Source organism: Curtobacterium sp. 1544, assembly GCF_040544915.1.
In the GTDB taxonomy this organism is placed as follows: Bacteria; Actinomycetota; Actinomycetes; order Actinomycetales; family Microbacteriaceae; genus Curtobacterium; species Curtobacterium pusillum_C.
Genome location: NZ_JBEPKX010000007.1, coordinates 1 through 24,420 on the forward strand (window position 1 = coordinate 1; position 24,420 = coordinate 24,420).

Consider the following 24,420-nt stretch of genomic DNA (forward strand, 5'->3'; position numbering starts at 1 on the left):
CGGCCCGGCGGCGTCTGCCCCCACCACCCCCCCCCCCCCCCCGCCCGCCCCCCCCCCCCCCCCCCCCCGCGGGTGGGGGGGGGGGGGCCCCGCGCCCCCCCCGCCTCCAGTCTGAGGAGTCGAGCAGCGCGGCCGTCACCGCCAGCCGGTCAGCGCACCCCAGGCGCGGGCGAACGGGTTCTTCCGACGCTGCCAGCCGTGGTCGGCGAGGACCTGCTTCATCGGGTCGGCGACCCACGACGACTTGAACGTGAAGAACCCGCCGTCGTTCGGCCAGTTCCTCGAACTCATCGACGCCTTGTAGACCCCACCTTCGAGGAGGGTGACGTGCCAGTTCCAGGTGGCGTTGCCGAGGAGGGTCATGCCCCCGCCCCCGGTGGGCTGCCCGGACAGGTTCGTCGACCAGGTCCCGGTGACGCGGTCTCCGTCGGCGGTGACGACGATGGGGTGCTCGCCCCGCCCGGTGAGGTCGATGAGTGCTGCGGTGACGTCGGCTTTCGGCGCGGGATGCATGGGACCCAGTCTGCCGACGGACCGACGCCGCTGCTCGTCTCCGCTCACGTCGGAGGCGTGGTCCCTGCGCCCTCTGTGTCGTCCGCGCCTGCGAGGCCCGTCCCGGCCTGGTCGAGGTTCTCGTCCGGGTCGCCCATGTCCCCGGTCGCTGCGCCGACGGCGGACAGCCCGAAGTGACTGCGAACGGCGTTCGCCTCGGCGAGGGACAGCGTGGGTGCGGCCCCGAGGTGCGGCGCGCCGTCGATGGCGTCCTTCGTGTACCCGACGCGCAGATCCGCGCCGTCGAAGGTGGCGTCCTCGACCGGGACGAGCGACTGGCGCCTCCCGAGCATCCCGGACGCGACGCTGACGTACGCGGCGCTTCCGTCCTCGTCGGAGGGGAACACCTGTGTCACCTTGCCGACCGTTGCACCGTCGCGGTCACGGAGCGTCGCGCCCTCGACCCGGTGGATGAGGCTCTTGGAGATCATGCACGTGAGTCAACGCCGCGGGAGCTGGGCGGACCGAACTGAACGATCCGCCATGTCCGCATGGCAGCCGTCTGCTCCCACCTGCTCTACGGTCGGAGCCGGGGCCTGCCGCTCCCGCGGATCACGAGGAGCTTCGATGTCGACGACACCCCCTGGCTGGTACCCGGACCCGTCCGGACAGCACGGCACCCGGTGGTGGGACGGTGGACAGTGGACGCAGCACGTCGACGGGCCGACCGCGCAGACGGGCCGCCCGCGGATCCCCGACCACGTGCCCACCGACACGGTCTTCGTCTGGATCCTCGCGCTGCTCCCGCTCATCGCGCTGCCGATCTCACTCCTGTACACCCCGGAGTTCCGCTACACCACGCTCGAGCCCGGCGGGGTCCGGACGGTGGACCCGAGTTCGATCTACACGCCCGCGTACTTCCTGCTGCAGCTCTTCAGCGTCCTGCTCTTCGCCGGCGAGGTCGGCCTCGCGTTCTTCGACCACCGCGAACTGCGGCGTCGCGGGGTGGTGCGTCCGTTCTCGTGGGGCTGGGCGTTCCTCCTGTCGCCGGTCCTCTACCTCATCGGCCGGTACGTGGTCGTCCGGAAGGTGGCGCCCGGTCGGCCGATGTGGCCGCTCTGGGTGGGCATCGCGGTCGCGGTCCTCGGAGTCGTGCTGGGGATCGCGCGGGCCGTCACCACGTTCCAGCAGGTCTTCTCCTAGGAGTTCCGACCTCACCGGGGCGGGTGCAGTTCCAGATGGAGAATCGGGTACGGCCGTCCGGTGTCGTCGACGCTGCTCCGTCCGACGACCTCGAACCCTCGGCGGGCGTAGAAGTCGGCCGCTGCGGCGTTCTGTTCGTTGACGTCGACACGGGTGACCGCGTGGTCTTGGACCGCAGCGGTCAGGAGCGCCGAACCGACACCGGAACCATGGTGGGTCGGGTCGACGAAGAGCATCTCGAGCGCGCCGTCGTGCACGCCTGCGAACCCGATGGGCTGACTGTCCGCCTCGGCGATGATCAGTGTCACCGCAGGGAGGTACTGCGTGGGCAGGAGTTCTTCGATCGCGTCGCGGTCGCGTTCGGCGAGGAATTGGTGCGTTGCGTCGACGGCTCGCCGCCACACCGCGACGAGGGCGTCGTGGTCCGCTTCCACAGCACCTCTGAGGCGGAAAGCGGGCGCAACCGGTCGGCCGTCGTCGCGCAGCACGGCCCAGGTGTCGAGACTCGTCCACTCGTCCTTGAACCAGTCGGCGTCGACGGCCCGGCCCTCGTGCCGGAAGCCGAGCCGCCGGAACAGGCGTGCCGCGGCAGCGTTGCGGACGTCCGTCGATGCGGTGATGCGGTGAGCACCCTGTGCGCGGAAGAGGACGTCGACGAGGTGACCGAGTGCCTCCAGGCCGGCCCCGACGCCCTGCGAGGACGGCGCGAGGGTCACGCCGACCTCGTACGTGTCGGGCTGGTCGGCGAGGGCGTGGACGGCCACGTCCCCGACGAGCCTCGTGGTGGTCCGATCGTGGACGGCCAGCTGGAGCCACGCGCCGGACTGCGAGCGCAGCTCTGTCGGTTGGTCCGCGATGAGGGCATCGGTGTCTGCGTCGGACCAGTCGGGGCTCCATGACTGGAACCGGGCAATGTCCGGGTCACGCCGGTACGCGGTGAACGCGACCCGGTCGGCGGAGCCGAGCGGCGTGAGTGCGAAGCGTTCGGTCAGCAGGGGGAACTCGAGCACGGCAGGACCCTAGTGGACGTCCGCGAGGAGTGCAGTGAGCACCGTGGCGAGGTTCCGCCGGTCTGCTTCGTCGAGCGGTGCGAAGAGGTCCTCCAGCACGTCCACGGCGATCTCGTGTCCGGCCTGCAGCGCGGCCTCGCCGCTCGGAGTCAGCGAGTGCTCGAGGCGCCGGCCGCGACCTGCCGTCCGGGTGATGTGTCCGGCGTCACTGAGCCGCGCCGCGAGGGTGCCGAAGGCCTGGTCGCTCTGGAACGTCGCGACGGCGAGGTCGTGGCCCGACGCATGGGGCATGCGGGCGATCGCTCGCAGCGCGTCCCACTGCACCAGTGAGATCCCGATGGGGCGGAGCGCTGCGTCCATCGCCCGGTGGTTGCGGTACTGCGCCCGCTTGATCGCTTGTCCGAGCGCCTCCAGGTCCGTCGTCATGGTGCTACTGTATCAACAGGCTTAAATAAACATGTTGAGACAGGAGTGGTCATGAACCCCAGAGTTCCCTTCGCGCTCGTGCTGCACGGCGGTGGCGGCCCGCGGACCGTCGCCCCGATCGTCGCGCACCTCACGCCGGCGTTCGACGTGCTGGCACCGACCCATCCGGGCTGGGACGGCACCGATCGGCCCGAGGACATCGACTCGATCCGTGCTCTCGCAGGGGTCTACCTGGATCGCCTGCACGCCGAGGGGCGTCGGGACGTCCTCCTCGTCGGATCGTCGATCGGCGGGTGGATCGCGCTCGAGATGGCGATCCGAGCCCGGTCCGACGAACGCTACGCCGGGATCGTCGGAGCCGTCATCGACATCGACGGGGTCGGGGCCGTCGTCGACGGGGAGCCGATCGCCGACTTCTTCTCCCTGGATCCTCGGCAGCTCGCGGAGGTCGCCTGGCACGACCCCGACCGCGGCTTCATCGATCCGTCGTCGTTCACCGACGAGCAGCGAGCCGTGCAGCAGGCCAACGGGAAGACGATGGCAGCGATCGCCGGGCGTTCGATGAGCGACCCCGACCTCCTCGCCCGCCTCGGCGACCTCGAGGTCCCGGTGCTGGTCCTCTTCGGAGCGAGCGATCGTGTCGTCACACCGGACTACGGCCGAGCTGTCGCCGCGGCGATCCCGACCGCCGAGTTCGCCGTCGTCCCCGAAGCAGGACACCTCCCGCACCTGGAGAACCCGGCGGCGACGTGGCCGCCGTTCGATGCGTTCATCGAGGCGCACCTGACCAACCGGACCGCCGGGCGCGACGAGGGTGCGTCGTGACACTGGGCGGGTCCAGCGTCGTCCGGAAGGCGCAGGCATGCTGTGACTGCTCCCAGCCGTCACCGCGCAGGCTTCGGTGACGGAGAACGTTCCCGCGTCGTCGACGTGCAACCAGTGCCTCTCCCGATCAGACAGGGGCCAGCATGGCCACCGGCCGTTTCCTCCGTCCCACGATCATCGCCCTGACGGGCATCGGTCTCGCTGCCTCGCTGTCGGTGATGACGACCTCCGCAGCCTCAGCCGCGACCGTCATCGACGGCCCGGTGAACCTCGGCACGGCCGCGACCTACGGCGTCCTCGGTGCGAGCGCGGTCACCAACACCGGCCCGTCCGTCGTCAACGGCGACCTCGGGCTGTCGCCGGGAACGTCGATCACGGGCTTCGGTGGCGCGCCGAACGGCTCGGTCAACGGCACCACGCACCAGACAGACGCCGCCGCGGCACAAGCCCAGCGCGACACGACGACGGCGTACGACGTCGCTGCTTCGTTGTCCCCGACGCAGACCGGGCTCAACGAACTCAACGGGCTCTCGCTCACGCCCGGGGTGTACTCCGGCGGCGCGTTGGCGCTGGCGGACAACGGTGCACTGACCCTGGCCGGCAGCGCGGACTCCGTGTGGGTGTTCCAGGCGGCATCGACGCTCACCATCGGCTCCGCCAGCCGGATCACGATCACCGGCGGTGCGAGCTCGTGCAACGTCTTCTGGCAGGTCGGCAGCTCGGCCTCGGTCGGCACCGGCGCCCAGTTCCAGGGCACCGTCCTGGCACAGCAGTCCGTGACGGCCACGACCGGCGCGACCGTGCAGGGTCGCCTGCTCGCCCGTACCGGTGCCGTGACGCTCGACACGAACACCATCACGGCGTCCACCGGCTGCCCGGCTCCTGGCACCCCCTCCGAGACGACCGCGCCGGTCATCACCTCGGGCGCGCCCAGCACGGCGACGGCCGGGACGCCGTACTCGTACACGGTGACCGCGACGGGGACACCGACCCCGACCTACACCGCGACCGGCCTGCCCGCCGGCCTGACGATCAACGGGACCACCGGCGTCATCTCCGGCACCACCACGACGCCGGGTTCCTCCACGGTCACGATCACCGCGTCCAACGGCACTGCGCCGAACGACACCCAGACCGTGGTCATCACCGTCCAGCCGACCGCCACGGCGTCGTCCACCCCGACACCGTCCGCCCCCGTGACGACGCCGGTCACCGATGCGACACCGACGGCCGCAATCGGCGGTGGCGGAACCACCCCGACCGGTGAGCTCGCGTTCACCGGCAGCGACCCGACCGTGCCCCTCGGCGTCGCGGGAGGGCTGCTCCTGGCCGGGGTCGGCCTGACCGTCATCGCGCGCCGGCGCCGCCTCGCCGCTCGTCTCTGACGAGTCCGGCGCCACACGAGGCGTGGTGCGACGTCGGCGCCGTCACCGGGGTGCGTTCAGCGCGCTCTCGTCGGCGGCGACGTTCTTCTGGACCGCGAACTGGGTCCGGTGCAGTTCCTCGTAGCGTCCGCCCGCTGCGAGCAGCTCGTCGTGCGTGCCGCGCTGCACGATCGACCCGTCCTCGACGACGAGGATGAGGTCCGCGCTCCGGATGGTGGAGAGGCGGTGGGCGATCACCATCGCAGTGCGGCCCTCCAGCGCCTCGCTCAGGGCGGCCTGGACGGCGGCCTCCGACGTCGAGTCGAGTGCTGCGGTCGCCTCGTCGAGGATGACGACGCGCGGCTGGGCGAGCAGGAGCCGGGCGATGGTCATGCGCTGGCGCTCGCCGCCGGACAGCCGGTAGCCGCGCTCACCGACCATGGTGTCCAGCTGGTCCGGCAGGGACCGGATGAGGGGCTCGAGCCGCGCACGGCGGACGGCGTCCCACACCTCGTCGTCGGTCGCCTCGGGCCGCGCGAGCCGGAGGTTGGAGCCGATGGTCTCGTGGAACAGGTGGCCGTCCTGGGTCACCATGCCGAGGGTGTGCCGCATGGAGGCGAAGGTCACGTCGCGGACGTCGGCGCCGGCCAGTCGGACGGCGCCGCTGTCGACGTCGTACAGGCGCGAGAGGAGCTGCGCGATCGTGGACTTGCCGGCGCCGGACGTCCCGACGAGGGCGACGGTCTGCCCGGGTTCGATCCGGAAGGAGACGCCGTGCAGCACCTCCTCGCCACCGCGGGTGTCCAGCGTGGCGACCTCCTCGAGGGAGGCGAGTGACACCTTGTCGGCGGCCGGGTACGCGAAGCGGACGTCGTCGAACTCGACGGACACCGGCCCCTCGGGGACGGCGGACGCGTCGGGCTTCTCCTGGATGAGCGGCTCGAGGTCGAGCACCTCGAAGACGCGCTCGAAGCTCACCACCGCGCTCATGATCTCGACCCGAGCGTTGGCGAGGCTCGTGAGCGGCGCGTACAGGCGGGTGAGGAGGAGCGCCAGGGTGACGACGTCGCCGGTGTTCAGCGAGCCGCCCAGCGCGAGCGAGCCGCCGAGGCCGTACACGAGCGCGAGGGCCAGGGCGGAGACGAGCATCAACGCGGTGACGAAGACGAACTGCAGCATCGCGGTGCGGACCCCGATGTCCCGGACCCGGGCGGCGCGGACGCGGAACTCCTCGGCCTCCTCGTCGGGCCGGCCGAACAGCTTGACCAGGGTGGCGCCTGGCGCGGAGAACCGCTCGGTCATCTGCGTGCTCATCGCGGAGTTGTGGTCGGCGGCCTCGCGACGGAGCGCGGCCAGGCGGCTGCCCATCCGGCGGGCCGGGATCAGGAAGACCGGGAGCATGACCACCGCGACGACGGTCACGAGCCAGGACGTGCTGAGCATCACGGCGAGGGTGAGGACGAGCGCCACCAGGTTCGTGACGACGCCGGACAGCGTGCCGCTGAAGGCCTGCTGCGCGCCGATCACGTCGTTGTTCAGGCGGCTCACGAGGGCGCCCGTGCGCGTCCGGGTGAAGAAGGCGATCGGCATCTTCTGCACGTGGTTGAACACCGCGGTGCGGAGGTCCAGGATCACGCCCTCGCCGATGCGCGCGGAGTACCAGCGCGTCAGCAGCGACGAGGCGGCGTCGGCCACCGCCACGATCGCGATCACGACCGCCAACCAGACGATCGTGGAGACCGCGCCCCGGGCGGCGATGACGTCGACCACCTGGCCGGCGAGCACCGGTGTCGCGACGGCGAGGAACGCCCCGACGACGGACAGCGCGATGAACACCACCAGCTTGGCCCGGTAGGGGACCGCGAACGTCATGATCCGTCGGAGGGACTCACGGGAGAACCCGTGCCCGCCGTCCCGGGCGGAGGAGATCTTGTACAGCGAGCTCCAGGCCGCGCCTTCCATGCTCATCGCAGGTGCCTCTCGTGGGATCGGACCCGGCTGGGCTGTGGGCGCGTCGGGTGGACCTGGGGAGCCTAACCCGCCTGGAGGCGTCCACCACGACGGGCAACGACTCTGACATGCTCGTGCCATGACGGACACGGGCCCCTCCGCCGCCGAGACTGCTCGACCGTGGTTGCACGCGTTGATGGCCGCGGTCATCGGTGTCGGGACGGCGCACTTCGCCCACGTCTCCGCGTTCCTGGTGTTCTTCACCGGACTGCCCGGCCTCGTGGCACCCCTGGTCGTGCTCGCCGTCAGCGGTGTCGCGCTCGCCCTGGTCGCCGTCGTCGGGACCCGTCGGCGGGCGGCGGCGTGGATCGGACTGACCGCGCTGGTCCTCGTGCCGGCCGTCCTGGTCGCCGACTTCGCCCCCGGCATCGTGGGCGGACGGGGGACCGACGGTGCCTTCGACCTGTCGGCCGGGCCGCTCCCGTACGTCGTCGGGGTGCTGCTGACCGCGGCACCCGCCCTGCTGTTGCACGCCGGGCGAGCCCGATTGGTCGGCCTCGCCGTCTCCGGAGCCGGGGTCGTCGCGGTCGTCCTCGTCGCCGCAGTGGTCGGCCTCGGCGCGCACGACCGGGCCGTGCAGCGCGACGACGAGGCGATCGCCCGCGCCCAGGTCGCGATCGGTGCCGACTTCCGGCCGGTGACGATCGCTCCGTCCGGCTACGGTTCGATCTTCGAGGCCAACATCGAGAAGCGCCTGCCCGGGTTCCTGCAGGTGTTCTCCTCGCCGGCGTCGAAGGGGCACGCGCCGGGGCAGACCAGCGGCGACGACCTGACCGTCGTCACGGTGGCCGCGGACACCACTGTCTGCGGTCGACCGGTCGAGGGGGTCGGGACGGACGGTGCATCGGAACCCGAGACCTCGTGCACCGTCGGCGACCACTTCACCCACCGGGTGAGCCCCCACGGGCACGAGGTGTCCGCGGTCGTCGGGGACACCCTGGTCGCGGTCAGCGCCCGGACCGAGGTGGACGTCGCGGTCCTGCGGGAAGCCGTCCGCTCTGCGGAACCGATCGGGGACGCGGCCTACCGGCACGTGCTGCTCGGCGACGGCGACGAGTACACGGACGAACTCGACGGCAACCGGTGCCCGATCACCGGAGTGGTCTGCGGCTGACGTGACCCGCGCTGTGGCTCACCGCAGCCATCGGTACTCGTACTCGGGTCGGCCAGGACCGCTGTGCCGGACGTCCTTGTCGGCCTGGCCGACCGTGACGAGGTGCTCGAGGTACCGGCGTGCGGTCACGCGGGAGATGCCCGTCGCGGCGCCGGCCTCGGTCGCGGACACGCCCTCCGTCGCGTGCCGGAGGACCTCCCGGATCGACTGCAGGGTCTCGGGCGCGATCCCCTTCTCGGTGTCGGGTGCCGTCGTCGGACGGAGCGCACCGAGGTTCTGGTCGATGTCCGCCTGCGTCAGTGTCCGACGGTCCTCGAACCCGCGACGGAACTCGCGGTACGTGTCGAGGCGCTCGGCGAAGGTGCGGAAGCTGAAGGGCTTGACGAGGTACTGCACGACACCGAGGGCGATCGCGTTCCGGACGGCGCGCGCGTCGTGCGCGGCGGTCACTGCGATGACGTCGACCGCCGATCCCGCCGTGCGCAGGGCCCGGACGAGCTGGAGTCCGTGCGCGTCGGGCAGGTTGAGGTCGAGCAGGACGAGGTCCGGCGGATCGGACGCGACGGCCTCCAGCATCGCCCGTCCGGTGGAGGCCGAGCCGACGACGGCGAACCCGTCGAGGCGAGCCACGTAGGCGGCGTGTGCCTCCGCCGTGAGGGGCTCGTCCTCGACGATGAGGACACGGATCACGTCGGTCACGCGGGCACCTCCGCGGGCGGGAGGTCGACCACGAACGTCGTGCCGTCCGGGCCCGTGGTGACGGTGATCCCGCCGCCGATCCGTGCCACGGTCGACCGCACGAGGTCCAGGCCGATCCCTCGACCCTCCGGGCCGGACGACTTCGACGACCAGCCCCGCCCGTACGCGGCGTCGACGTCGGGGATGCCGGCGCCGTCGTCCCGGACGACGAAGCGGGCGCCGCCGCCGACGGTCTCCACCGTGACGGTGACCCGGCGGTCACGGTCACGGTCCCGGGACCGGGCCTCGGTGACGGCGTCGACCGCGTTGTCGACGAGGTTGCCGAGGACGGTCACCACGTCCCCCGGTGTCGCCGGGAGGGAGCCACTGAGTCGTGCGGTGTCGACCGTCAGGGTGACCCCGTGCTCGCGCGCCTGCGCCTGCTTCCCGGCGAGCACGACGTCGACGACCTCGGCAGTGGCGCCGGGTCCCGGCGCCCCTCCGTCCGCGCGTGCGCGGGTGTGCCGGTCGATCTCGTCCGACGCGAAGAGGATCGCGTCGTCGACGCGACCGAGCTCCATGAGCGCGACCACGGTGTGCAGGCGGTTCGCGAACTCGTGCGTCTGCGACCGCAGCGCGTCGGTGAGGGTCCGGGTCGCCGCGAGCTCGCCGGACAGGTGCAGGAGCTCCGTCTGGTCGCGCATGGTCACCACGGTGCCGAGCGGCTTGCCGGTCGCCCGCGAGAACGCCATCTCCTGGTTCACGACGAGGACACGGTCCCGCGTCTCGTGGGTCTCGTCCACTGCGCGGTCGCCGGAGACGAGCAACGTCCGGAGTCCGTCGGGGAGGTCGATCGAGGCGAGGGGGACCGGGGCGTCGTGCTCCGCCCCGGCGGGGAGGTGCAGGAGTTCCGCGGCGCGGTCGTTGCGCAGCGCCACGGACCCCGCGCGGTCGATGACGACGAGTCCCTCGTGGACGGAGTGCAGCACGCCCTCGTAGGACGCGAAGACGCGCGCGAGCTCCTCCGGTCCACGACCGCCGGTGACCCTGCCGAGGTACCGGCTGAGCAGCAACGAGAACAGTGCCGACACGGCGACGACGGCCAGGGCGAGCACGACGACGGACACGAGCTTCGGGACCAGTGCGGACGAGATGTTCGCGACCGTGACCCCGGCGGCGACGAGTCCGACGATCTTGCCGTCGCGATCGGTGATCGGAGTGACGGCACGCACCGAGGGCCCGAGCGTCCCGGCGAACGTCTCCGTGAAGGTCGTCCCCCGGAGCGCCGGGGCGATCGTCCCGCGGAACGGCAGACCGATCTCCGAGCGGTCCGGGTGCGTCCAGCGGGTCCGGTCGGGCGCCATGATCGTGATGAAGTCCATGTGCGTGTGGCGCATCACGTCGAGTGCGTACGGTTCCAGCTCCGCCGAGGGGTCCGCGGTGCGGGTCTGCTCGAGCACGAACGGGTTGCGTGCGATCGCGACGGCGACGGCGGTGGACTCCGCTCCGGCGTCCGCTTCGAGGTCGGCTCGTGCCGAGGCCCAGCTCCAGGCGCCGCCCACAGCGACCCCGACGACGACGAACAGCAGTTGGAGCACGAAGAGCCTCCGAGCGATGCTCCAACGTCTCCCAGTCACCACCCGGCCTCCTCGCCTCGCTGCGGGAACACCATTCTCCGGCACCGTGAACGCAATGAACACAACCCTCCGCTACGCGCCGCCCGGCACCAGTGTGGGCACGGTCCTCCGAGGAGAAGCCGACCGGCGCGACGACGCTCCGGTCCTGACGACAAGGAAGTCTCATGGCATCGACGCAGTCCTCCACGGCCCGCTCCCGGCGGCGCCGTCTCGATCGTTCGCACTGGTTGTACATCGCGGTCATCGTCGCCGTCGCCGCCGGCGTCGCCGTCGGACTCGCGGCGCCGACCTTCGCGCAGGGTCTCAAGCCGATCGGCGACGGCTTCATCGCCCTGATCAAGATGATGATCGCGCCGGTGATCTTCTGCACGATCGTGCTGGGCGTCGGATCGATCGCGAAGGCCGCGACGGTCGGGAAGGTCGGCGGGCTGGCGCTCGGGTACTTCATCGCGATGTCCACGTTCGCGCTGGCCATCGGGCTCGTCGTCGGCAACCTCATCCACCCGGGCGACCACCTGGACATGTCGAAGGCCACCTACGAAGCGCCGGCGGCGACCGGCGAGGACACGTCGTCGACGTCGGGCTTCCTGCTGAGCATCATCCCGGCGACGCTCGTGTCGTCCCTCACGAGCGGCAGCATCCTGCAGACCCTCTTCGTCGCCCTGCTCGTCGGGTTCGCGCTGCAGGCGATGGGGCCGAAGGGTGCCCCGATCCTCACCGGCATCCGACACATCCAGGTCCTCGTGTTCCGCATCCTGGCGATGGTGATGTGGGCCGCTCCCATCGGAGCGTTCGGAGCCATCGCGGCCGTGGTCGGCGCCACCGGGGTCTCGGCGCTCGTCGCCCTCGGAACCCTGATGGTCGCGTTCTACATCACCTGCATCGTCTTCGTGGTCGGGGTGCTCGGTGTCCTGCTCCGCGTCGTCACGGGCGTCAACATATTCCGGCTCATGAAGTACCTCGGCCGGGAGTACCTGCTCATCGTGTCGACGTCGTCGAGCGAGGTCAGCCTGCCGCGGCTCATCGCCAAGATGGAGCACCTCGGTGTCTCGAAGCCCGTGGTCGGTGTGACGGTCCCGACCGGGTACTCCTTCAACCTCGACGGCACCGCGATCTACCTGACGATGTCGTCACTGTTCATCGCGAACGCGTTGGGCACCCCGTTGAACATCCCGGAGCAGATCTCGCTCCTGGTGTTCATGATCATCGCCTCGAAGGGCGCTGCCGGGGTCACCGGCGCCGGCCTGGCGACCCTCGCCGGCGGGCTGCAGGCGCACCGCCCGGACTTGGTGAACGGCGTGGGCCTCATCGTCGGGATCGACCGGTTCATGTCCGAGGCCCGCGCGCTGACGAACTTCACGGGCAACGCGGTCGCGACCGTCCTGGTCGGCACGTGGACGCGGCAGATCGACAAGGACCAGGTGGAGCGCGTGCTGTCCGGGGGCTCGCCGTTCGACGAGCGCACGATGTCCGCCGACGACCACGGCGGCTCGGCTGCGACGGAGCCCGGGACGGAGCGGATCTCCACCGAGGCGGTCCGCACCATCGTCGAACGCGAGAGCGAGTCCGAGCGCTCGTCGGCGGCGAACCGCCGCTGACGCGCCGGACCGACCACCGGACTGGAGGCGCGGGTCGGGCCCGCCCCGTGCCTCCAGTCCGGTGGTCCCTACGCCTGTACCGGTCCTGCCTGCAGGAGCCGCGACGTCCAGTCGGCCAGCGCCGCCACGGCGACGCGCGCGAGCCGCGCGTCGGGCTGCATGCTCGTGAAGCCGTGGAAGGCGCCGGGCCAGACGTGCAGTTCCGCGTCGCAGCCGGAGGCCCAGAGTCGGCTGGCGAACGCGACGGTCTCGTCGCGGAAGACCTCGGCGCTGCCGCAGTCGACGTAGGTCCTCGGCAGTCCGCTCAGGTCCACCGCGCGGGCCGGCGCGGCGTACGGCGAGACGGCGTCCGTCCCGCGCCGCTCGCCCAGGTAGGCACTCCACCCGGTACGGACGAAGTCGCGGTCGGCGACCCCGACGCCGTCGAACTGCTGCGTCGAGACGGTGGCGTCCCGGTCGTCGAGCATCGGCGACACCAGGATCTGTGCGAGCACCACGGGGCCACGTCGGTCCCGGGCGAGCAGTGCCGTGCCGGCAGCGAGTCCACCGCCGGCGCTCTGGCCGACGAGCACGATCCGCTCCGGGTCGATCCCGAGCTCGTCCGCGTGCGCGGCGGTCCAGACGAGGGCCGCGTAGCAGTCCTCCACCGGGGTCGGGTCCGGGTGCTCGGGGGCGAGTCGGTAGTCGACGCTGATCAGGACGGCGTCGTGCTCGAGCAGGGGATCGTAGGACTCGAGGTTGCCGAGGTGGTGGCCGAACATCATCCCGCCGCCGTGCATCGCGAGGAAGACCGGTGCTGTGCCGGTCCGACCGGTCCGCTCGATGACGGCGATCGTGATCGGAGCGCCGAGGTGCCCCGGGATGGTCCGTGCGTGGCGTTCGAGGCCGCGTGCGGCGAGCCGGGCGTCGAGCTCGGCCTCGGTGCCGTCGAGCTGGCGCATCCGGGGCAGCATCGCCGGGTCGAACCGGAACGGTCCGCGGGCTTGCAGGGCGTCGAGGAAGCCGCTGAGTTCGGTGTCGAAGGGGGGACGGGACAGGGTGTCGTGCATCGCGCACTCCTGACTGCTCAGAAGTGGCGGACCGGACGGCCCACGTGTCGCCACGACCGGATCGGCCGCGTTTTTCCTTCGTCGGCAGCCTAGTCGATCGGCGGTGGGGTACGAACGAGCGCCCGGAGCCTCCGGACCGGACAGCCACCGCGGCCTAGCGTGGCATCGTCATGGCAGCTGAACACCGCAAACCCGTCGAGCCCGATGCGGCTCCGCTCGTCGAGCACCACGCCGCGCACCACGCGGCCACCACCGAAGCGCCCGACGCACCCGAGGCGCCTGCCGGGTCGGCCGACGCCGGCGACCAGCCCGATCCCAACCGCTGGAAGGCGCTCGTCATCTGCCTGCTCGGCGGTGGCATCGTGCTGCTCGACGTCTCGATCGTCAACGTCGCGCTGCAGTCCATCTCGACCGGGCTGCCCGGTGCGACCCCCGAGGCGGTCCAGTGGATCCTGTCCGGGTACGCGCTGTCGTTCGGCCTGCTGCTCGTCCCCGGTGGACGGCTCGGGGACGCCACGGGGCGCCGGCGGATGTTCATCGTGGGCGTCGGGCTGTTCACCCTGGCGAGCGCCCTCTGCGGCTTCGCCCCGAACGGCATCGTCCTGGTGATCGCCCGCCTCGTGCAGGGGCTCGCCGGCGGCCTGCTCACCCCGCAGGTCACCGCGCTCATCCAGCAGCTGTTCCGCGGCAAGGAACGCGGCACGGCCTTCGGCCTCTTCGGCGCCACGGTCGGCATCGCCACCGCGATCGGCCCGCTCGTCGGCGGCCTGCTCATCACGGCGTTCGGCACCGAGAACGGCTGGCGCTTCGTCTTCTTCGTGAACCTGCCGGTCGGGCTCGTCACGATCCTGCTGGCCTTCCGGTACCTGCCCGCCGCGAGCCGAGCCGAGCGTGGGAAGCGGCACGACTTCGACCCGGTGGGAATCGTGCTGCTCGGCGCCGCGGTGGTCGCCCTGCTCCTGCCGTTCGTGCAGTCCCAGGTGTGGGAGGGGAACACGAAGTGGTGGCTCGTGGTCGTCGCCGTCGTGCTCGGCGTGCTCTTCGTCCTGTGGGAGCGCCGGTACGCGCGGACCAAGGAGCCGGTGATCGACCTCGCACTGTTCCGCCGTCGGTCGTTCTCGCTCGGGGTCGGGCTCGCGACGCTGTACTTCGCCGGGTTCACCCCGCTGTTCTTCGTCCTGACGCTCGCGCTGCAGTCCGGGCTGCACTACTCGGCGCTGTCGGCCGGGTTGTCGTCGGTGTCGTTCGCGGTCGGCTCCGGCATCGCGTCGACGATCGGCGGCCGGATCGTGCACCGCTTCGGTCGGCAGCTCATCGTGATCGGGACGATCCTGGTGCTCCTCGGGCTCGGTGCCGTGGTGTGGGTCGTCGCGAACCACTACCGGTCCGACCTCGGGTGGTGGCTCGTCGTGCCGTTGCTCGTCGCGGGCATCGGGTCCGGACTCACGATCTCGCCGAACCAGACGCTCACCCTGTCCGAGGTGCCGGTGGCACAGGGCGGCTCGGCGGGCGGACTCATCCAGGTCGGTGCCCGCGTGGGTTCCGCCATCGGGATCGCCGCGGTCGGCAGCGTCTTCTACTCGGTGCTGGCGAGCTCGAAGGGCGACTACGCGCAGGGCCTCCCGCTCGGGCTCGGGGTGTCGCTCGGGTTCGTCGGGGCGGCGTTGCTCGCGGGCATCGTCGACGTGGTCGTCGGGAAGGTGCGCGGCACCGAGGCCACCGTCTGAGCCGAGCGGCCCTAGGCGGCCGGCCCGTTCGAGCGGTTCAGCCGATCGGCGGCACGGCCGAGCAACCAGTTCACGGCCCAGCCGACGACGCCGATGACCGGCACCGCGATGATCACGACGGTCCACACGACCTTGACCACGTCGCTGCGCCGCCGGTCCCGCCAGACCTGCACGAGTGCCAGCACCTCGATCGCCAGGATCACCGCGATCACCAGGACGTGTGCTCCGCTGACGTTGCCCAGCATGTCGTTCTCCCCTCGTCGCCCGTGACGACGACCGTCCGGGCGGCAGCCACGATACGGAGCGCGCTCGCGCCGGTCGTCATCCCCGCGACGGACATCCGCCAGCCGTGCGGATCAACGACGGGTGTACCGGTGCTCCGGACGCCCCGCCGCGCCGTACCGGAGCTGCATCGTCGCGGTTCCGTCCGCGGTGAGCTGCGCCAGGTACCGCTGGGCCGTCGCCCGGGAGACCCCGATGCCCGCCGCGACCTCCGCAGCCGATCGCTCGGCGTCGACCGACAGCTGCTCGAGCACGAGCGCCGCGGTCGCCGCCCGTGACGGAGAGGCACCCGCAGCGTCGCCGGAGTGCAGGATCCGGAACGCCCGCTCGACGGCCTCCTGGTCGAGGGTCGCCCGCTCGTCGAGGACGTTCCGGGACCGTGCGTACGACCGCAGTCGCTCCGCGAGCAGCGTCGACGGGAACGGCTTGAGCAGGTAGGCCAGGGCACCGCGACGCATCGCACGGCGGACCGTGTCCGAGTCCGACGCCGCGCTGAGCACGAACGCGTCGGTGTCGACGGACCGCAGCAGGTCGAGTCCGCTGCCGTCCGGCAGGTACACGTCGACCAACACCAGGTCGACGACGGTCGACGACAGCACGGATCGTGCGGCCGCGAGCGTGCCGACTGGGTCCAGCGCCCGGAACCCCGCGACCTCGTCGACCTGCCGTCGGTGCAGGTCGGCCACGTGGAAGTCGTCGTCGACGACCAGCACGGTGAACGATGCGGTCACGGGACCACCACTCCTTCGAGCCGGGCGCAGAAGACCGCGCCGTGGTCGTCCCCGCCTGGGGACGCGAGCCAGAGGTCGCCACCGCGTCGTCGGGCGATCTCGCGCGAGAGCGGCAGACCGATCCCCAGGCCGTGCACCTGCGCGGGATCCCGAGGGGCGTCGGTCTCCGGCCTGCCTCGGGCGAAGAGGTCCCCACCAGAGACGACCCCGGGCCCGGAGTCCATCACCGACAGGTGCAGTGCCCCGCGGTCGTCGAGGACCTCGACCTCCACCCACGGGGACGGGTCGTCGCCGCCGAGCGCCGCTGCGACTGCGTTGTCGACGAGGTTCCCGAGCACGGTCGTCACGTCCCCGGGCTCGGTGATCGTCCCCTGCACCAGCGTCTCCGGGCCGATCCGGAGCAGGACGCCGCGCTCGGCCGCCTCGACGCCCTTCGCGCCGAGGAACGCCTGCAGGTACGGCTCGGTCAGCCGATCGGCGTGCTGCACCGGGTAGTGCAGCGGGCCGCGCTCCTGCACGTCGGCCAGGTACGCCCGCGCCCGGTCGGTCTCGCCCGTGTCGAGCAGGCCCGAGATCGCGTGGAGGCGGTTCGCGAACTCGTGCCGCTGGGCACGCAGGGCGGCGCTCATCGAACCGACCGCGTCGAGCCGCCGGGTGAGGGCCTCGACGTCGGTCCGGTCCCGCAGCACGGCGACACGTCCCAGGTCGCGTCCGTCGCGGTGGACCGCGCGGACGTCGACGAGCAGCACCCGGTGGCCGGCGACGACCGTCGCGCTGGAGGGGACGGACGCGGAACGGTCGAGCAGGTCCGGCAGCGGTGCCGGCAGGGCCAGCGACCCCAGTGCGCGCCCGACCGGCCGGGTCAGGTCGAGCAGGCGCGCGGCTTCGGCGTTGCAGACCGTCACGGTCCCCGACGACGCGATCGCGATCACACCCTCGCCCACGCCGCCGAGGACGGCCTGCTGGTTCTGCACGAGGGTCACGAGGTCCTCCGGCTGCAGCCCGAGGGTGAGCCGGACGAGGCGTCGACGGAGCAGCACCGACGCGATCACCGCGAGCAGCACCGCGACGAGTCCCGCCCCGACGACGGGCACGCTGTCCTCGACGAGCGTGTCGTACACGCGGGCCCGGTTGAACCCGACGCTCACCTCGCCGACGACGGGCAGCGGACTGGAGGCGCGGCTCGTCGCCGTCCCGCCGGCTGCGGGCGCGCGGACCGGCACCTTCGCCCGCGCCGACTCACCCAGGGTGCCGCGTGCCCAGGACACGGACTCGCGGCCGTCGAGTGCCTCGTCCGGCGAGGTGCTCACCATCTGCCCGATCCGGTCGGCGTCCGGGTGGGCGAGTCGGATCCCGCGGTCGTCGGTGACCACGACGAACAGCGCTCCCGTGCGCTGCTGGGTCGCGCGCGCCGCCTGTTGGACCGGCCCGTCCGCGAGTGCGTCTCGGTCGAGGGAGGTGCCGTCGACGCTGAGCCGGGCGACCTCGGAGCGGAGGTCCTGCTGCGACGCCACGCTCTGCGCGATCGCGAGGGCCGTCCCCTCCGCCGCCCGTTCGAGGCGGCCGACCTCGATCCGGACGAACACGGCGCTCGTCAACGCGATGACCGCGACCACGACGAGGAGCTGCAGCAGGAGCACCTCGGTGGCGAAGCGGAGCCGTGGGCGCCGTGAGCGGTCGTCGGTCACGGGGACAGCGTACGGATCGCGAGCCGACGCTCGTGAGCAGAACGCGCAGAAAGCGGTCAACGCGCGTTGGTGGGCCAACGCGCAGAAGCGAGCCGTGCCTCCAGGCCGGGTCGTAGCGTGCCCGGACTGCTCGACACGGACGAAGGAGTCCTGATGCTCGTCATCCTCGGCTACGCGATGGTCCTGACCTTCATGGTCCTGATCATGACGAAGCGCATGTCACCGGTGCTCGCCCTCATCATCGTGCCCACCGTCTTCGGGCTGTTCGCCGGTGCCGGGCTGGGCCTCGGGGACATGGTGACCAAGGCGATCGGGACGCTCGCGCCCACCGCGGCGCTCCTGATGTTCGCGATCATGTACTTCGGACTGATGATCGACGTCGGCCTGTTCGACCCGCTCGTCCGGTTCATCCTGCGCGTCACCGGGAACGACCCGGCGAAGATCGTCCTCGGGACGGCGCTCCTGGCGGGAGCGGTGTCGCTCGACGGCGACGGCTCGACGACGTTCATCGTGGTGACGGCGGCGATGCTGCCCATCTACCTGAAGCTCGGGATGCGTCCGGTCGTGATGACCTGCGTGGCGGGACTCACGAACGGGACGCTCAACATCGTGCCGTGGGGCGGACCGACCGCTCGTGCCGCCGCGGCGCTCGGGATCGACCCGACGGACATCTTCGTGCCGCTCGTGCCGTCCCTGGTCGTCGGACTGCTGCTCTGCTTCGGGTTCGCGTGGTCGATGGGACTGCGGGAGCGCAAGCGCCTCGGACTGATCGAGTTCACCACGGCGGCGCGCGGCGGGCGGGTGCCGGCGACGGCCGGTGCGTCCGCGGGCTCGCGTGCAGGGTCCCGGATGCTCGCGGCCGCTGGTGGGACGGGCGGTGGGATGTTCACCAGTCCGACGGTCGCGCTCGGCCTGCGCGGCGGGAAGGCAGACGGGCGCCGCGCGGACGGTGAGGGCGTGGACGGAACGGACACGGTCGGCTCGGCCGAGTCCGACGGCGCCGGGACGATGGCCGAGACGATGCTCGACCCGAACCGGCCGACTCTCCGACCCGGGCGGATCTGGGTCAACCTCGGGCTGACGGTCGCGGTCATGGTCGCCCTGGTCGTCGGACTGCTGCCGCTCCACTTCGTCTTCATGATCGGCACCGCGATCGCGCTGCTCGTGAACTTCCCGCAGCTCAAGCAGCAGACCGCACAGATCGTCGCGCACGCACCGAGCATCGTCGGCGTGGTCTCGATGGTGTTCGCGGCCGGGGTCCTCATCGGCGTGCTCGACGGCACCGGGATGGTCTCGGCGATGGCCGACTGGCTCGTCGCGGTCATCCCCGACTCGATGGGGCCGTACCTGGCGGGCATCACGGGGCTGCTGAGCATGCCGCTGACGTTCTTCATGAGCAACGACGCGTTCTACTTCGGCATCCTGCCCGTGCTCTCCGAGAGCGCGGCGTCGTTCGGCATCACGCCCGCCGAGATGGCGCGGGCGTCGGTCGTGGGGCAGCCGGTGCACATGCAGAGTCCGCTCGTTCCGGCGATCCTGCTGCTCGTGTCCCTGGCGAACGTGAACCTCGGCGATCACCACAAGAAGGTGCTCTGGCGCGCGGCGGTCGTCGCGGTGGCGATGCTCGCGGTGGCGATCGTGGTGCGGGTCATCCCGTTCGGCTGAGCGCCTGCCGCGCCTTGCACGGCCCGCACCGTGCCTCCCGTCAGAAGCGGGTCGAGCCGCGCATCCCGCGGGGCCGGCCGTCGGGGTCGACGGCGATGCGCGCCGCCGGGCGCGCCCACAGGCGCTGCAGCGCCGAGACCGGCTCCGGCTCGTGCTGCCGGATGCGACCGGGCGGACGCGGGCCGAACCGGCCGTCCTCGTCCCAGTGGTCGACCGCGCGGGCGTGCGAGCGCCAGAGCGCGAGGAGTTCCGCACCGGACCCGGCGAACCGTTCGTCGTCGGGGGTCGTCGCGAGGTGTTCCGCCCAGAGTTCGTGGCGCAGTCCCCTCGCGAGGGAACGTCCGTCGTCGCTGGTGTCCACGACGGCGCACGTGAGCTCGCTGTCGGACGTCCACGAGCGTCGGTTGAAGTTGTCCGACCCGATCGTGAACCACTCGTCGTCGACGATGCACACCTTCGCGTGGATGTAGATCGGACGGCCCGACTCGTGCTCCAGGTCGAAGACACCGACCCGGTCCGGGGCCGTCCGGCGCAGCGTGCGCAGCGCGTCGATCTGCCCGAGCCTGCTCGGCGGGCCACTGAGCGCCCCGTCGGAGTTCGGGTACCGCGGCACCAGGACGATCACGTGCAGGTCGGGGTTGCGTTCGAGGGCCTCGGCGATGCCGGTCGCGACCTCGCGCGACCACAGGTACTGGTCCTCGATGTAGAGCAGCGACCGGGCACGGGTGAACGCCTTCGCGTACGCGCGTGCGATGCTCCGCTCGCCGAGCGGGGCGAACGGGAACGGCGGGCGCTTGACCCCGTAGGTGCGGAGGAGCTGCACGGCGTGGCTCCCGGCAGCAGGGGGTGCCGGCGTGCGCTCCGGCAACGGCTCCGGACGACGGGGCATGTGGACGAGACGCTGCAGGAGCATCCGGTACGGCAGGCTGCGGTCCAGCGGGAGCGGGTCGTCCCACCGTTCGGCGAACACGGCCAGCACGTCGGCGACCACCGGGCCGCGGAGCTCCATCGACGCGTCGTGCCAGGCGGGGCGCTCGCCGTAGCGGGCGTCGATCGACACGGGCTGCGGATCGCCCTCGTGTGCGGCGTCGTCGCGTCGGCTGTGGCACAGGTCGATGCCGCCGACGAACGCGACGTCGCGGGACGGATCGGCACGGTGCTGGACGACGAAGAACTTCTGGTGGTGCGAACCGAACACCCGGACGCGCTGGTCGAGCAGGACCTCGCCGCCGGCGTCGTTGATCTTCTTTCCGAGCAACTCGTTCGAGCGGGCGCTGATCGACGCGCTGATCCGCTCGCCGTGGGAGCGCCAGATCAGTCCGCGGACCTCGACACCCCGGCGCGCGGAGTCGGCCAGCAGGTCGCCGATCGTCGGGCCGTCCGGCGACAGGCGTTCGTCGGCGTCGCCGCGCCAGTCGGTGAAGAACACGCGGTCGCCGGGCTCGAGGGCGGACAGCTCGGCCTCGATGCGGGCGAAGTAGGGGGCGCCGTGCACGAGTGGACGGACGTGGTTGCCCTCGGACCACGGGGCGGCGTCGCGGCCGGTGTCGCCCTCGGCGTCGGGGGCTGCATCGGCGTGGGCGCTCGCGTGCCCGGCGTGGATGCTCGTGGCGAGGTTGCCGCGTTCCTCCCTGGAGAGGAACCAGTCGCGCGGATCGGTGGGCACAGTCGAACAGTACGGGACGGTGTGGCAGGGTGTGCGCAGGGCAACGGGAGGGGAAACCGTGCGGAGGACGATCGGTGCCGGGGCAGGGCTGCTGGTGCTGCTCGTTGCGAGCCTGACCGGCTGCGCGCTGCAGACGAGCTCCTGCCGCGACTACGTCCAGCTCGACACCGAGGAAGCGCGGACCGACGAAGCCGCCCTCGTGGTCGACGCCCGGGTGAGCGCGACCGACCGGACCGTGGACGTCGACGGCGTGTACCGGCTGCACGCGGCCACCGTGACCGACGTCCGGAAGGGGACGGCGCCGTCACACACGCTCGACGTGTTCGCGCCGACCGACCAGTGCACCACCGGTGGGCAGGCCGTCGAGTACTCCGACGGCGACCCGCTCGACGAGCCCGGCGCCTACCGGCTGTACCTCCACGAGGAGCGCGACGGGCTGTGGCGGCTCATCGTCCCTGACGCCGTGGAACGGCTCGACTGATCGTCGGGGACCGTCAGGCCCGTCGGCCCGGCAGGGCGATCTCGCGGTGGTCGTCCCACGGCTCCGCCCAACCGAGGCGGTCGAACAGGGCATCGAGCAGCATGGCGGTGAACCCCCAGACGACGTGCTCGCCCGAGACATCGTCGATCGTGAACGCCGGGCCGCGCCACTCCTGCCCGCCGCGGCGGATGATCGTCACCCCGCGGTGCGCCGGGTCGAGCAGGTCCGCCACCGGTGCGCGGAACACCGCGGCGGACTCAGCTTCGTCGACCACGCGGACGGGAGATGCCTCTCGCCACCATCCGAGGACCGGTGTGACGAGGTGCCGCGAGAACGCGAGCGGCACCGGGGCGATCGTGCCGAGGACGTCCACGCCGGCCGGGTCGAGGCCGGTCTCCTCCTGCGCTTCGCGGAGCGCAGCGGCGACGGCGTCGGTGTCGCCGGGATCGACACGGCCGCCCGGGAACGCGACCTCACCGGGGTGCGCACGGAGCGTGGTGGCACGGGCGAGCAGCAGGACGTCGAGGTCTCGCGTCACCGCTGCGTCGTCGGCGGTGCGGTCGCTCGGGACGTCGTCGAGCTCGCCGAACAGGACGAGGACCGCTGCGTTCCGGGACGCATCGGCCACGGGCATCCCGGTCACGAGCGGCGCGGCGCCCGGTTCGACGAGCGCGGACAGCTGCTGGCGCGCCGAGTTCACGTGGACAGCCTAGGCGCCGGGCCATCCACAAGGCGTGCCCCGGGGGACCTCGTCAGGGACGCCACGTACGTTCCGAGTCAGCAGCACCGGGACCACGACGGTCCCGGGCGATCACTGCGAGGGAGCAGACCATGAGCGACACCGACGGCACCGCACCGAAGAACGACTCCGAGGGCACCCCGAAGCCGGACGGCCTCGGCGAGGACGGCACCATCCCCAACGAGCCCGACGGTCTCGCCGCCGGACACGTCGGGGACGACTCGCACTTCAACCCGGAGGAGGACGGCGACGCGGAGTAGCCCTGCGGAGCCCGGCGGCACCGCGCGGACCGAGTGCGCTCGTCAGACGACGTTGAGACGTTTGCGACGGAGCCCCGACTCGCTGAGCGCCATCACGAACGGCGGCTGCACCTGCGCCAGACGGTGGATCGCCCGCTCGTGCCGCAGACACAGGTCGCCCATCTCGGCCGCGATGAGCTCACCCCGCGCGAACGTGATCACGCGGGCGTCGTGGACGTAGATCGCTTGCGCCTCCAGCGGTCTCGTCGCCACGCGGTGGTCCTTCGCCAGGAGCACGTACCCGGAGCGTGTGCCTTCGGCGATCCACTCCTCGTCGGGCATGCGCTGAGCACGCTCGTCTCCGTACTCCTCGGCAAGCGTCCGTGCGACCCATCCGGCTCCTCTGAGGCGCGCGATGAGGAGCTTCCCACCGACCGAACGGTCGAGGAGGAACCGAGCCTCGTCCACGGTCACGCGGCCTGGAGCAGGAGCGAGCGGAGTTCGACGGGTTCGAGCGCGAAGTCGTCGGCGACGTCGGTCATCGACTCGCCGGCGCGCACTCTGCTCACGACGTCCTCGACACGGACGCCGATCCGAGCGACCGTGGGCTGCCCGGCGTTGCGGCGTGGATCGACGACCACGTCGATGCGCTCGAACGTCGGCAGGCGGAGGAAGTCCACGAACCCCTCGCGGTAGACGATGCTCTGCAGGTACTGGTCGACGACATCGCGGAAGACACCCTGGTGGTTGCGGACGACCACCAGGTCGCGGTCGCCGTTCTCGATCAGGATCTCCGCTCCGTCCGTCCGGAGCTTCTCGCTCAGGAGCGCGTTCTCCAGGCCGATCTCGTGGCGCAGGACTTCGACCGCGGGGCGGATCCGCGCCATCGGGAGACCTGCTCGCCGGAAGGATTCGACGATGTACCCCTCTGCGAGAGCGTTGAACGGCACCGTGAAGCTACGACCCGCCCGCACTCCGGTGAGGATGGGTGCGCTCCAACCCCATGCGCCCTCGCTGCGCTGCTTGAAGCGATGACCGTGTGCCCAGCGAGCGAACGACGTGGACGGTGCGCGCACGATCTGTGCCGCCTCGTTCAAGGAGTAGATCGGCGTCGTGTGCGCGGCGTCCGAGATCGGCGTTTGCATGCAAACAGGATAACGAGGGTGGCGGCGTGCTGGCTACAGCACCCGCTCGAGCAGTCGCAGCGTCCCCGCGATGTCGACGTCCCGGTCGAGCAACCACTGCACCTGGAGCCCGTCGAACGCGGCGATGATGAGCGACGCCACCTGGTCGAGGTCTGCGTCCGTGTGCCGCCCCGAGGCTGAGAGCTCGTCCCGGAGCTGCGTCGCCAGATCGGACCGAGCGGTCGCGAACCGTTCGGCGAAGTAGGACCGCGCGGTCTCGTTCCCCGACTCCACCGAGGTGCCGAGCAGCGTCGTGTAGAGCGTCACGAGGGCCGGCTCGCTGACGTTCCGATCGGCGACGACCCCGAGCCGGGTGAAGACGCCGGCGGTGTCGCCGAGGGCGCGGTTCGATGCGGCGTCACGCTCTCGCAGCACCTCGACGAGCAGGGCCTCGCGCGACGAGAAGTAGTGCCGGAGCGCCGCGTGCGAGACGCCGATCGCCTCGCCGATGGCCCGGAGTGACGCTCCGTCGATGCCTCGTGACGCGACGACGTCGAGGGTCTGGTCGAGGATCTCCTGCCGACGCTGCACGCCCTTGGCGTAGGGCCCACGGGCACCAGCGCCGCTGCCGGTTCCATCGTTGGAGGTCACCCGGACAAACCTACCGGGCGC

At 71.6% G+C, this 24,420-nt stretch carries 25 protein-coding genes; 9 read left to right on the plus strand and 16 right to left on the minus strand.

The genetic code is table 11. The features are described 5' to 3' along the window. Positions 1-135 precede the first annotated feature (135 nt). Entirely contained in the window at positions 136-513 is a 378-nt protein-coding gene (locus ABIC61_RS05980) for a hypothetical protein (RefSeq protein WP_354029171.1), read from the minus strand. Positions 514-557: 44 nt separating this feature from the next. Continuing rightward, the gene (locus ABIC61_RS05985; RefSeq protein ID WP_354029172.1) at positions 558-983 is read right to left on the minus strand and encodes a PRC-barrel domain-containing protein; all 426 of its coding nucleotides are present in this window, start codon (positions 981-983) and stop codon (positions 558-560) included. Between the two features lie 136 nt (positions 984-1,119). On the opposite strand from ABIC61_RS05985, the gene ABIC61_RS05990 reads away from it, so the two are divergent. Continuing rightward, positions 1,120-1,695 carry a DUF2510 domain-containing protein gene (locus tag ABIC61_RS05990; protein ID WP_354029173.1) on the plus strand — a complete coding sequence of 192 codons (576 nt, stop codon included), beginning with the start codon at positions 1,120-1,122 and terminating at the stop codon, positions 1,693-1,695. Positions 1,696-1,706: 11 nt separating this feature from the next. Here ABIC61_RS05990 and ABIC61_RS05995 read toward each other — a convergent pair whose 3' ends face one another. After that, a complete protein-coding gene (locus ABIC61_RS05995) occupies positions 1,707-2,705 on the minus strand; it encodes an acetyltransferase (protein WP_354029174.1) in 999 nt (332 codons plus the stop codon). Positions 2,706-2,714: 9 nt separating this feature from the next. After that, on the minus strand, positions 2,715-3,131 hold the full coding sequence (locus ABIC61_RS06000) for a MarR family winged helix-turn-helix transcriptional regulator (protein ID WP_097180260.1): 417 nt from the start codon (positions 3,129-3,131) through the stop codon (positions 2,715-2,717). A 51-nt stretch (positions 3,132-3,182) separates the two neighbouring features. On the opposite strand from ABIC61_RS06000, the gene ABIC61_RS06005 reads away from it, so the two are divergent. After that, the gene (locus ABIC61_RS06005; protein ID WP_354029175.1) at positions 3,183-3,956 is read left to right on the plus strand and encodes an alpha/beta fold hydrolase; all 774 of its coding nucleotides are present in this window, start codon (positions 3,183-3,185) and stop codon (positions 3,954-3,956) included. A 143-nt stretch (positions 3,957-4,099) separates the two neighbouring features. Next, positions 4,100-5,341: an ice-binding family protein gene (locus tag ABIC61_RS06010; RefSeq protein ID WP_354029176.1), complete on the plus strand. Its 1,242-nt coding sequence runs from the start codon at positions 4,100-4,102 to the stop codon at positions 5,339-5,341. A gap of 42 nt (positions 5,342-5,383) precedes the next feature. On the opposite strand, the gene ABIC61_RS06015 is transcribed toward ABIC61_RS06010, so the two are convergent. Beyond that, positions 5,384-7,288, minus strand: a complete 1,905-nt coding sequence (locus ABIC61_RS06015) for an ABC transporter ATP-binding protein (RefSeq protein ID WP_354029177.1) — start codon at positions 7,286-7,288, stop codon at positions 5,384-5,386. A gap of 121 nt (positions 7,289-7,409) precedes the next feature. Here ABIC61_RS06015 and ABIC61_RS06020 point away from each other — a divergent pair, with 121 nt between their 5' ends. Continuing rightward, positions 7,410-8,444: a hypothetical protein gene (locus ABIC61_RS06020; protein WP_354029178.1), complete on the plus strand. Its 1,035-nt coding sequence runs from the start codon at positions 7,410-7,412 to the stop codon at positions 8,442-8,444. An 18-nt stretch (positions 8,445-8,462) separates the two neighbouring features. Here the strand turns inward: ABIC61_RS06020 and ABIC61_RS06025 are convergent, their stop codons facing one another. Further along, positions 8,463-9,143 (minus strand): response regulator, encoded by a 681-nt coding sequence (locus tag ABIC61_RS06025; RefSeq protein WP_354029179.1) that lies wholly within the window; start codon positions 9,141-9,143, stop codon positions 8,463-8,465. After that, positions 9,140-10,759, minus strand: a complete 1,620-nt coding sequence (locus tag ABIC61_RS06030; RefSeq protein ID WP_354029180.1) for a sensor histidine kinase — start codon at positions 10,757-10,759, stop codon at positions 9,140-9,142. The genes ABIC61_RS06025 and ABIC61_RS06030 overlap by 4 nt, the downstream gene beginning before the upstream one ends. Before the next feature lie 164 nt (positions 10,760-10,923). Between ABIC61_RS06030 and ABIC61_RS06035 the strand changes: the two genes are divergently transcribed. Continuing rightward, positions 10,924-12,357 carry a cation:dicarboxylate symporter family transporter gene (locus ABIC61_RS06035; protein ID WP_354029181.1) on the plus strand — a complete coding sequence of 478 codons (1,434 nt, stop codon included), beginning with the start codon at positions 10,924-10,926 and terminating at the stop codon, positions 12,355-12,357. A 68-nt stretch (positions 12,358-12,425) separates the two neighbouring features. Here ABIC61_RS06035 and ABIC61_RS06040 read toward each other — a convergent pair whose 3' ends face one another. Further along, a complete protein-coding gene (locus ABIC61_RS06040; protein WP_354029182.1) occupies positions 12,426-13,406 on the minus strand; it encodes an alpha/beta hydrolase in 981 nt (326 codons plus the stop codon). Positions 13,407-13,576: 170 nt separating this feature from the next. On the opposite strand from ABIC61_RS06040, the gene ABIC61_RS06045 reads away from it, so the two are divergent. Then, positions 13,577-15,133 (plus strand): MFS transporter, encoded by a 1,557-nt coding sequence (locus ABIC61_RS06045; RefSeq protein ID WP_354029183.1) that lies wholly within the window; start codon positions 13,577-13,579, stop codon positions 15,131-15,133. A gap of 11 nt (positions 15,134-15,144) precedes the next feature. Here the strand turns inward: ABIC61_RS06045 and ABIC61_RS06050 are convergent, their stop codons facing one another. The 3 genes from ABIC61_RS06050 to ABIC61_RS06060 form a co-directional block, all read right to left on the minus strand. Continuing rightward, the gene (locus ABIC61_RS06050; RefSeq protein ID WP_079237025.1) at positions 15,145-15,378 is read right to left on the minus strand and encodes a PLDc N-terminal domain-containing protein; all 234 of its coding nucleotides are present in this window, start codon (positions 15,376-15,378) and stop codon (positions 15,145-15,147) included. Positions 15,379-15,489: 111 nt separating this feature from the next. Then, positions 15,490-16,146, minus strand: a complete 657-nt coding sequence (locus ABIC61_RS06055) for a response regulator (protein ID WP_354029184.1) — start codon at positions 16,144-16,146, stop codon at positions 15,490-15,492. Further along, a complete protein-coding gene (locus tag ABIC61_RS06060) occupies positions 16,143-17,834 on the minus strand; it encodes a sensor histidine kinase (RefSeq protein WP_354029185.1) in 1,692 nt (563 codons plus the stop codon). Before ABIC61_RS06060 ends, ABIC61_RS06055 begins: the two co-directional genes overlap by 4 nt. Positions 17,835-17,987: 153 nt before the next feature. Here ABIC61_RS06060 and ABIC61_RS06065 point away from each other — a divergent pair, with 153 nt between their 5' ends. Further along, a complete protein-coding gene (locus ABIC61_RS06065; RefSeq protein WP_354029285.1) occupies positions 17,988-19,499 on the plus strand; it encodes a CitMHS family transporter in 1,512 nt (503 codons plus the stop codon). Positions 19,500-19,539: 40 nt separating this feature from the next. On the opposite strand, the gene ABIC61_RS06070 is transcribed toward ABIC61_RS06065, so the two are convergent. Then, complete coding sequence (locus ABIC61_RS06070) at positions 19,540-21,165, minus strand: phospholipase D family protein (RefSeq protein WP_354029186.1); 1,626 nt, start codon at positions 21,163-21,165, stop codon at positions 19,540-19,542. Positions 21,166-21,223: 58 nt separating this feature from the next. On the opposite strand from ABIC61_RS06070, the gene ABIC61_RS06075 reads away from it, so the two are divergent. Next, positions 21,224-21,646 carry a hypothetical protein gene (locus tag ABIC61_RS06075; RefSeq protein WP_354029187.1) on the plus strand — a complete coding sequence of 141 codons (423 nt, stop codon included), beginning with the start codon at positions 21,224-21,226 and terminating at the stop codon, positions 21,644-21,646. Between the two features lie 13 nt (positions 21,647-21,659). Here ABIC61_RS06075 and ABIC61_RS06080 read toward each other — a convergent pair whose 3' ends face one another. Then, on the minus strand, positions 21,660-22,346 hold the full coding sequence (locus tag ABIC61_RS06080) for an NUDIX hydrolase (protein WP_502908788.1): 687 nt from the start codon (positions 22,344-22,346) through the stop codon (positions 21,660-21,662). A 131-nt stretch (positions 22,347-22,477) separates the two neighbouring features. Here ABIC61_RS06080 and ABIC61_RS06085 point away from each other — a divergent pair, with 131 nt between their 5' ends. Beyond that, positions 22,478-22,645: a hypothetical protein gene (locus ABIC61_RS06085; protein ID WP_186321919.1), complete on the plus strand. Its 168-nt coding sequence runs from the start codon at positions 22,478-22,480 to the stop codon at positions 22,643-22,645. Between the two features lie 42 nt (positions 22,646-22,687). On the opposite strand, the gene ABIC61_RS06090 is transcribed toward ABIC61_RS06085, so the two are convergent. Genes ABIC61_RS06090 through ABIC61_RS06100 form a run of 3 tightly spaced genes read right to left on the minus strand, consistent with a single transcriptional unit; the run spans position 22,688 to position 24,399 of the window. After that, complete coding sequence (locus tag ABIC61_RS06090; protein ID WP_354029188.1) at positions 22,688-23,098, minus strand: PIN-like domain-containing protein; 411 nt, start codon at positions 23,096-23,098, stop codon at positions 22,688-22,690. After that, a complete protein-coding gene (locus ABIC61_RS06095; protein WP_144751010.1) occupies positions 23,095-23,769 on the minus strand; it encodes a DUF433 domain-containing protein in 675 nt (224 codons plus the stop codon). Before ABIC61_RS06095 ends, ABIC61_RS06090 begins: the two co-directional genes overlap by 4 nt. Before the next feature lie 33 nt (positions 23,770-23,802). Further along, on the minus strand, positions 23,803-24,399 hold the full coding sequence (locus tag ABIC61_RS06100; protein ID WP_354029189.1) for a TetR/AcrR family transcriptional regulator: 597 nt from the start codon (positions 24,397-24,399) through the stop codon (positions 23,803-23,805). Positions 24,400-24,420: the final 21 nt, after the last annotated feature.

What these genes read in the sequence shown, in the direction of transcription:
- ABIC61_RS05980 (WP_354029171.1), bottom strand. Translation starts at nt 513, where the DNA reads ATGCATCCCGCGCCGAAAGCCGACGTCACCGCAGCACTCATCGACCTC.
- ABIC61_RS05985 (WP_354029172.1), bottom strand. Translation starts at nt 983, where the DNA reads ATGATCTCCAAGAGCCTCATCCACCGGGTCGAGGGCGCGACGCTCCGT.
- ABIC61_RS05990 (WP_354029173.1), top strand. Translation starts at nt 1,120, where the DNA reads ATGTCGACGACACCCCCTGGCTGGTACCCGGACCCGTCCGGACAGCAC.
- ABIC61_RS06000 (WP_097180260.1), bottom strand. Translation starts at nt 3,131, where the DNA reads ATGACGACGGACCTGGAGGCGCTCGGACAAGCGATCAAGCGGGCGCAG.
- ABIC61_RS06005 (WP_354029175.1), top strand. Translation starts at nt 3,183, where the DNA reads ATGAACCCCAGAGTTCCCTTCGCGCTCGTGCTGCACGGCGGTGGCGGC.
- ABIC61_RS06010 (WP_354029176.1), top strand. Translation starts at nt 4,100, where the DNA reads ATGGCCACCGGCCGTTTCCTCCGTCCCACGATCATCGCCCTGACGGGC.
- ABIC61_RS06015 (WP_354029177.1), bottom strand. Translation starts at nt 7,288, where the DNA reads ATGAGCATGGAAGGCGCGGCCTGGAGCTCGCTGTACAAGATCTCCTCC.
- ABIC61_RS06020 (WP_354029178.1), top strand. Translation starts at nt 7,410, where the DNA reads ATGACGGACACGGGCCCCTCCGCCGCCGAGACTGCTCGACCGTGGTTG.
- ABIC61_RS06035 (WP_354029181.1), top strand. Translation starts at nt 10,924, where the DNA reads ATGGCATCGACGCAGTCCTCCACGGCCCGCTCCCGGCGGCGCCGTCTC.
- ABIC61_RS06040 (WP_354029182.1), bottom strand. Translation starts at nt 13,406, where the DNA reads ATGCACGACACCCTGTCCCGTCCCCCCTTCGACACCGAACTCAGCGGC.
- ABIC61_RS06045 (WP_354029183.1), top strand. Translation starts at nt 13,577, where the DNA reads ATGGCAGCTGAACACCGCAAACCCGTCGAGCCCGATGCGGCTCCGCTC.
- ABIC61_RS06050 (WP_079237025.1), bottom strand. Translation starts at nt 15,378, where the DNA reads ATGCTGGGCAACGTCAGCGGAGCACACGTCCTGGTGATCGCGGTGATC.
- ABIC61_RS06065 (WP_354029285.1), top strand. Translation starts at nt 17,988, where the DNA reads ATGCTCGTCATCCTCGGCTACGCGATGGTCCTGACCTTCATGGTCCTG.
- ABIC61_RS06085 (WP_186321919.1), top strand. Translation starts at nt 22,478, where the DNA reads ATGAGCGACACCGACGGCACCGCACCGAAGAACGACTCCGAGGGCACC.
- ABIC61_RS06095 (WP_144751010.1), bottom strand. Translation starts at nt 23,769, where the DNA reads ATGCAAACGCCGATCTCGGACGCCGCGCACACGACGCCGATCTACTCC.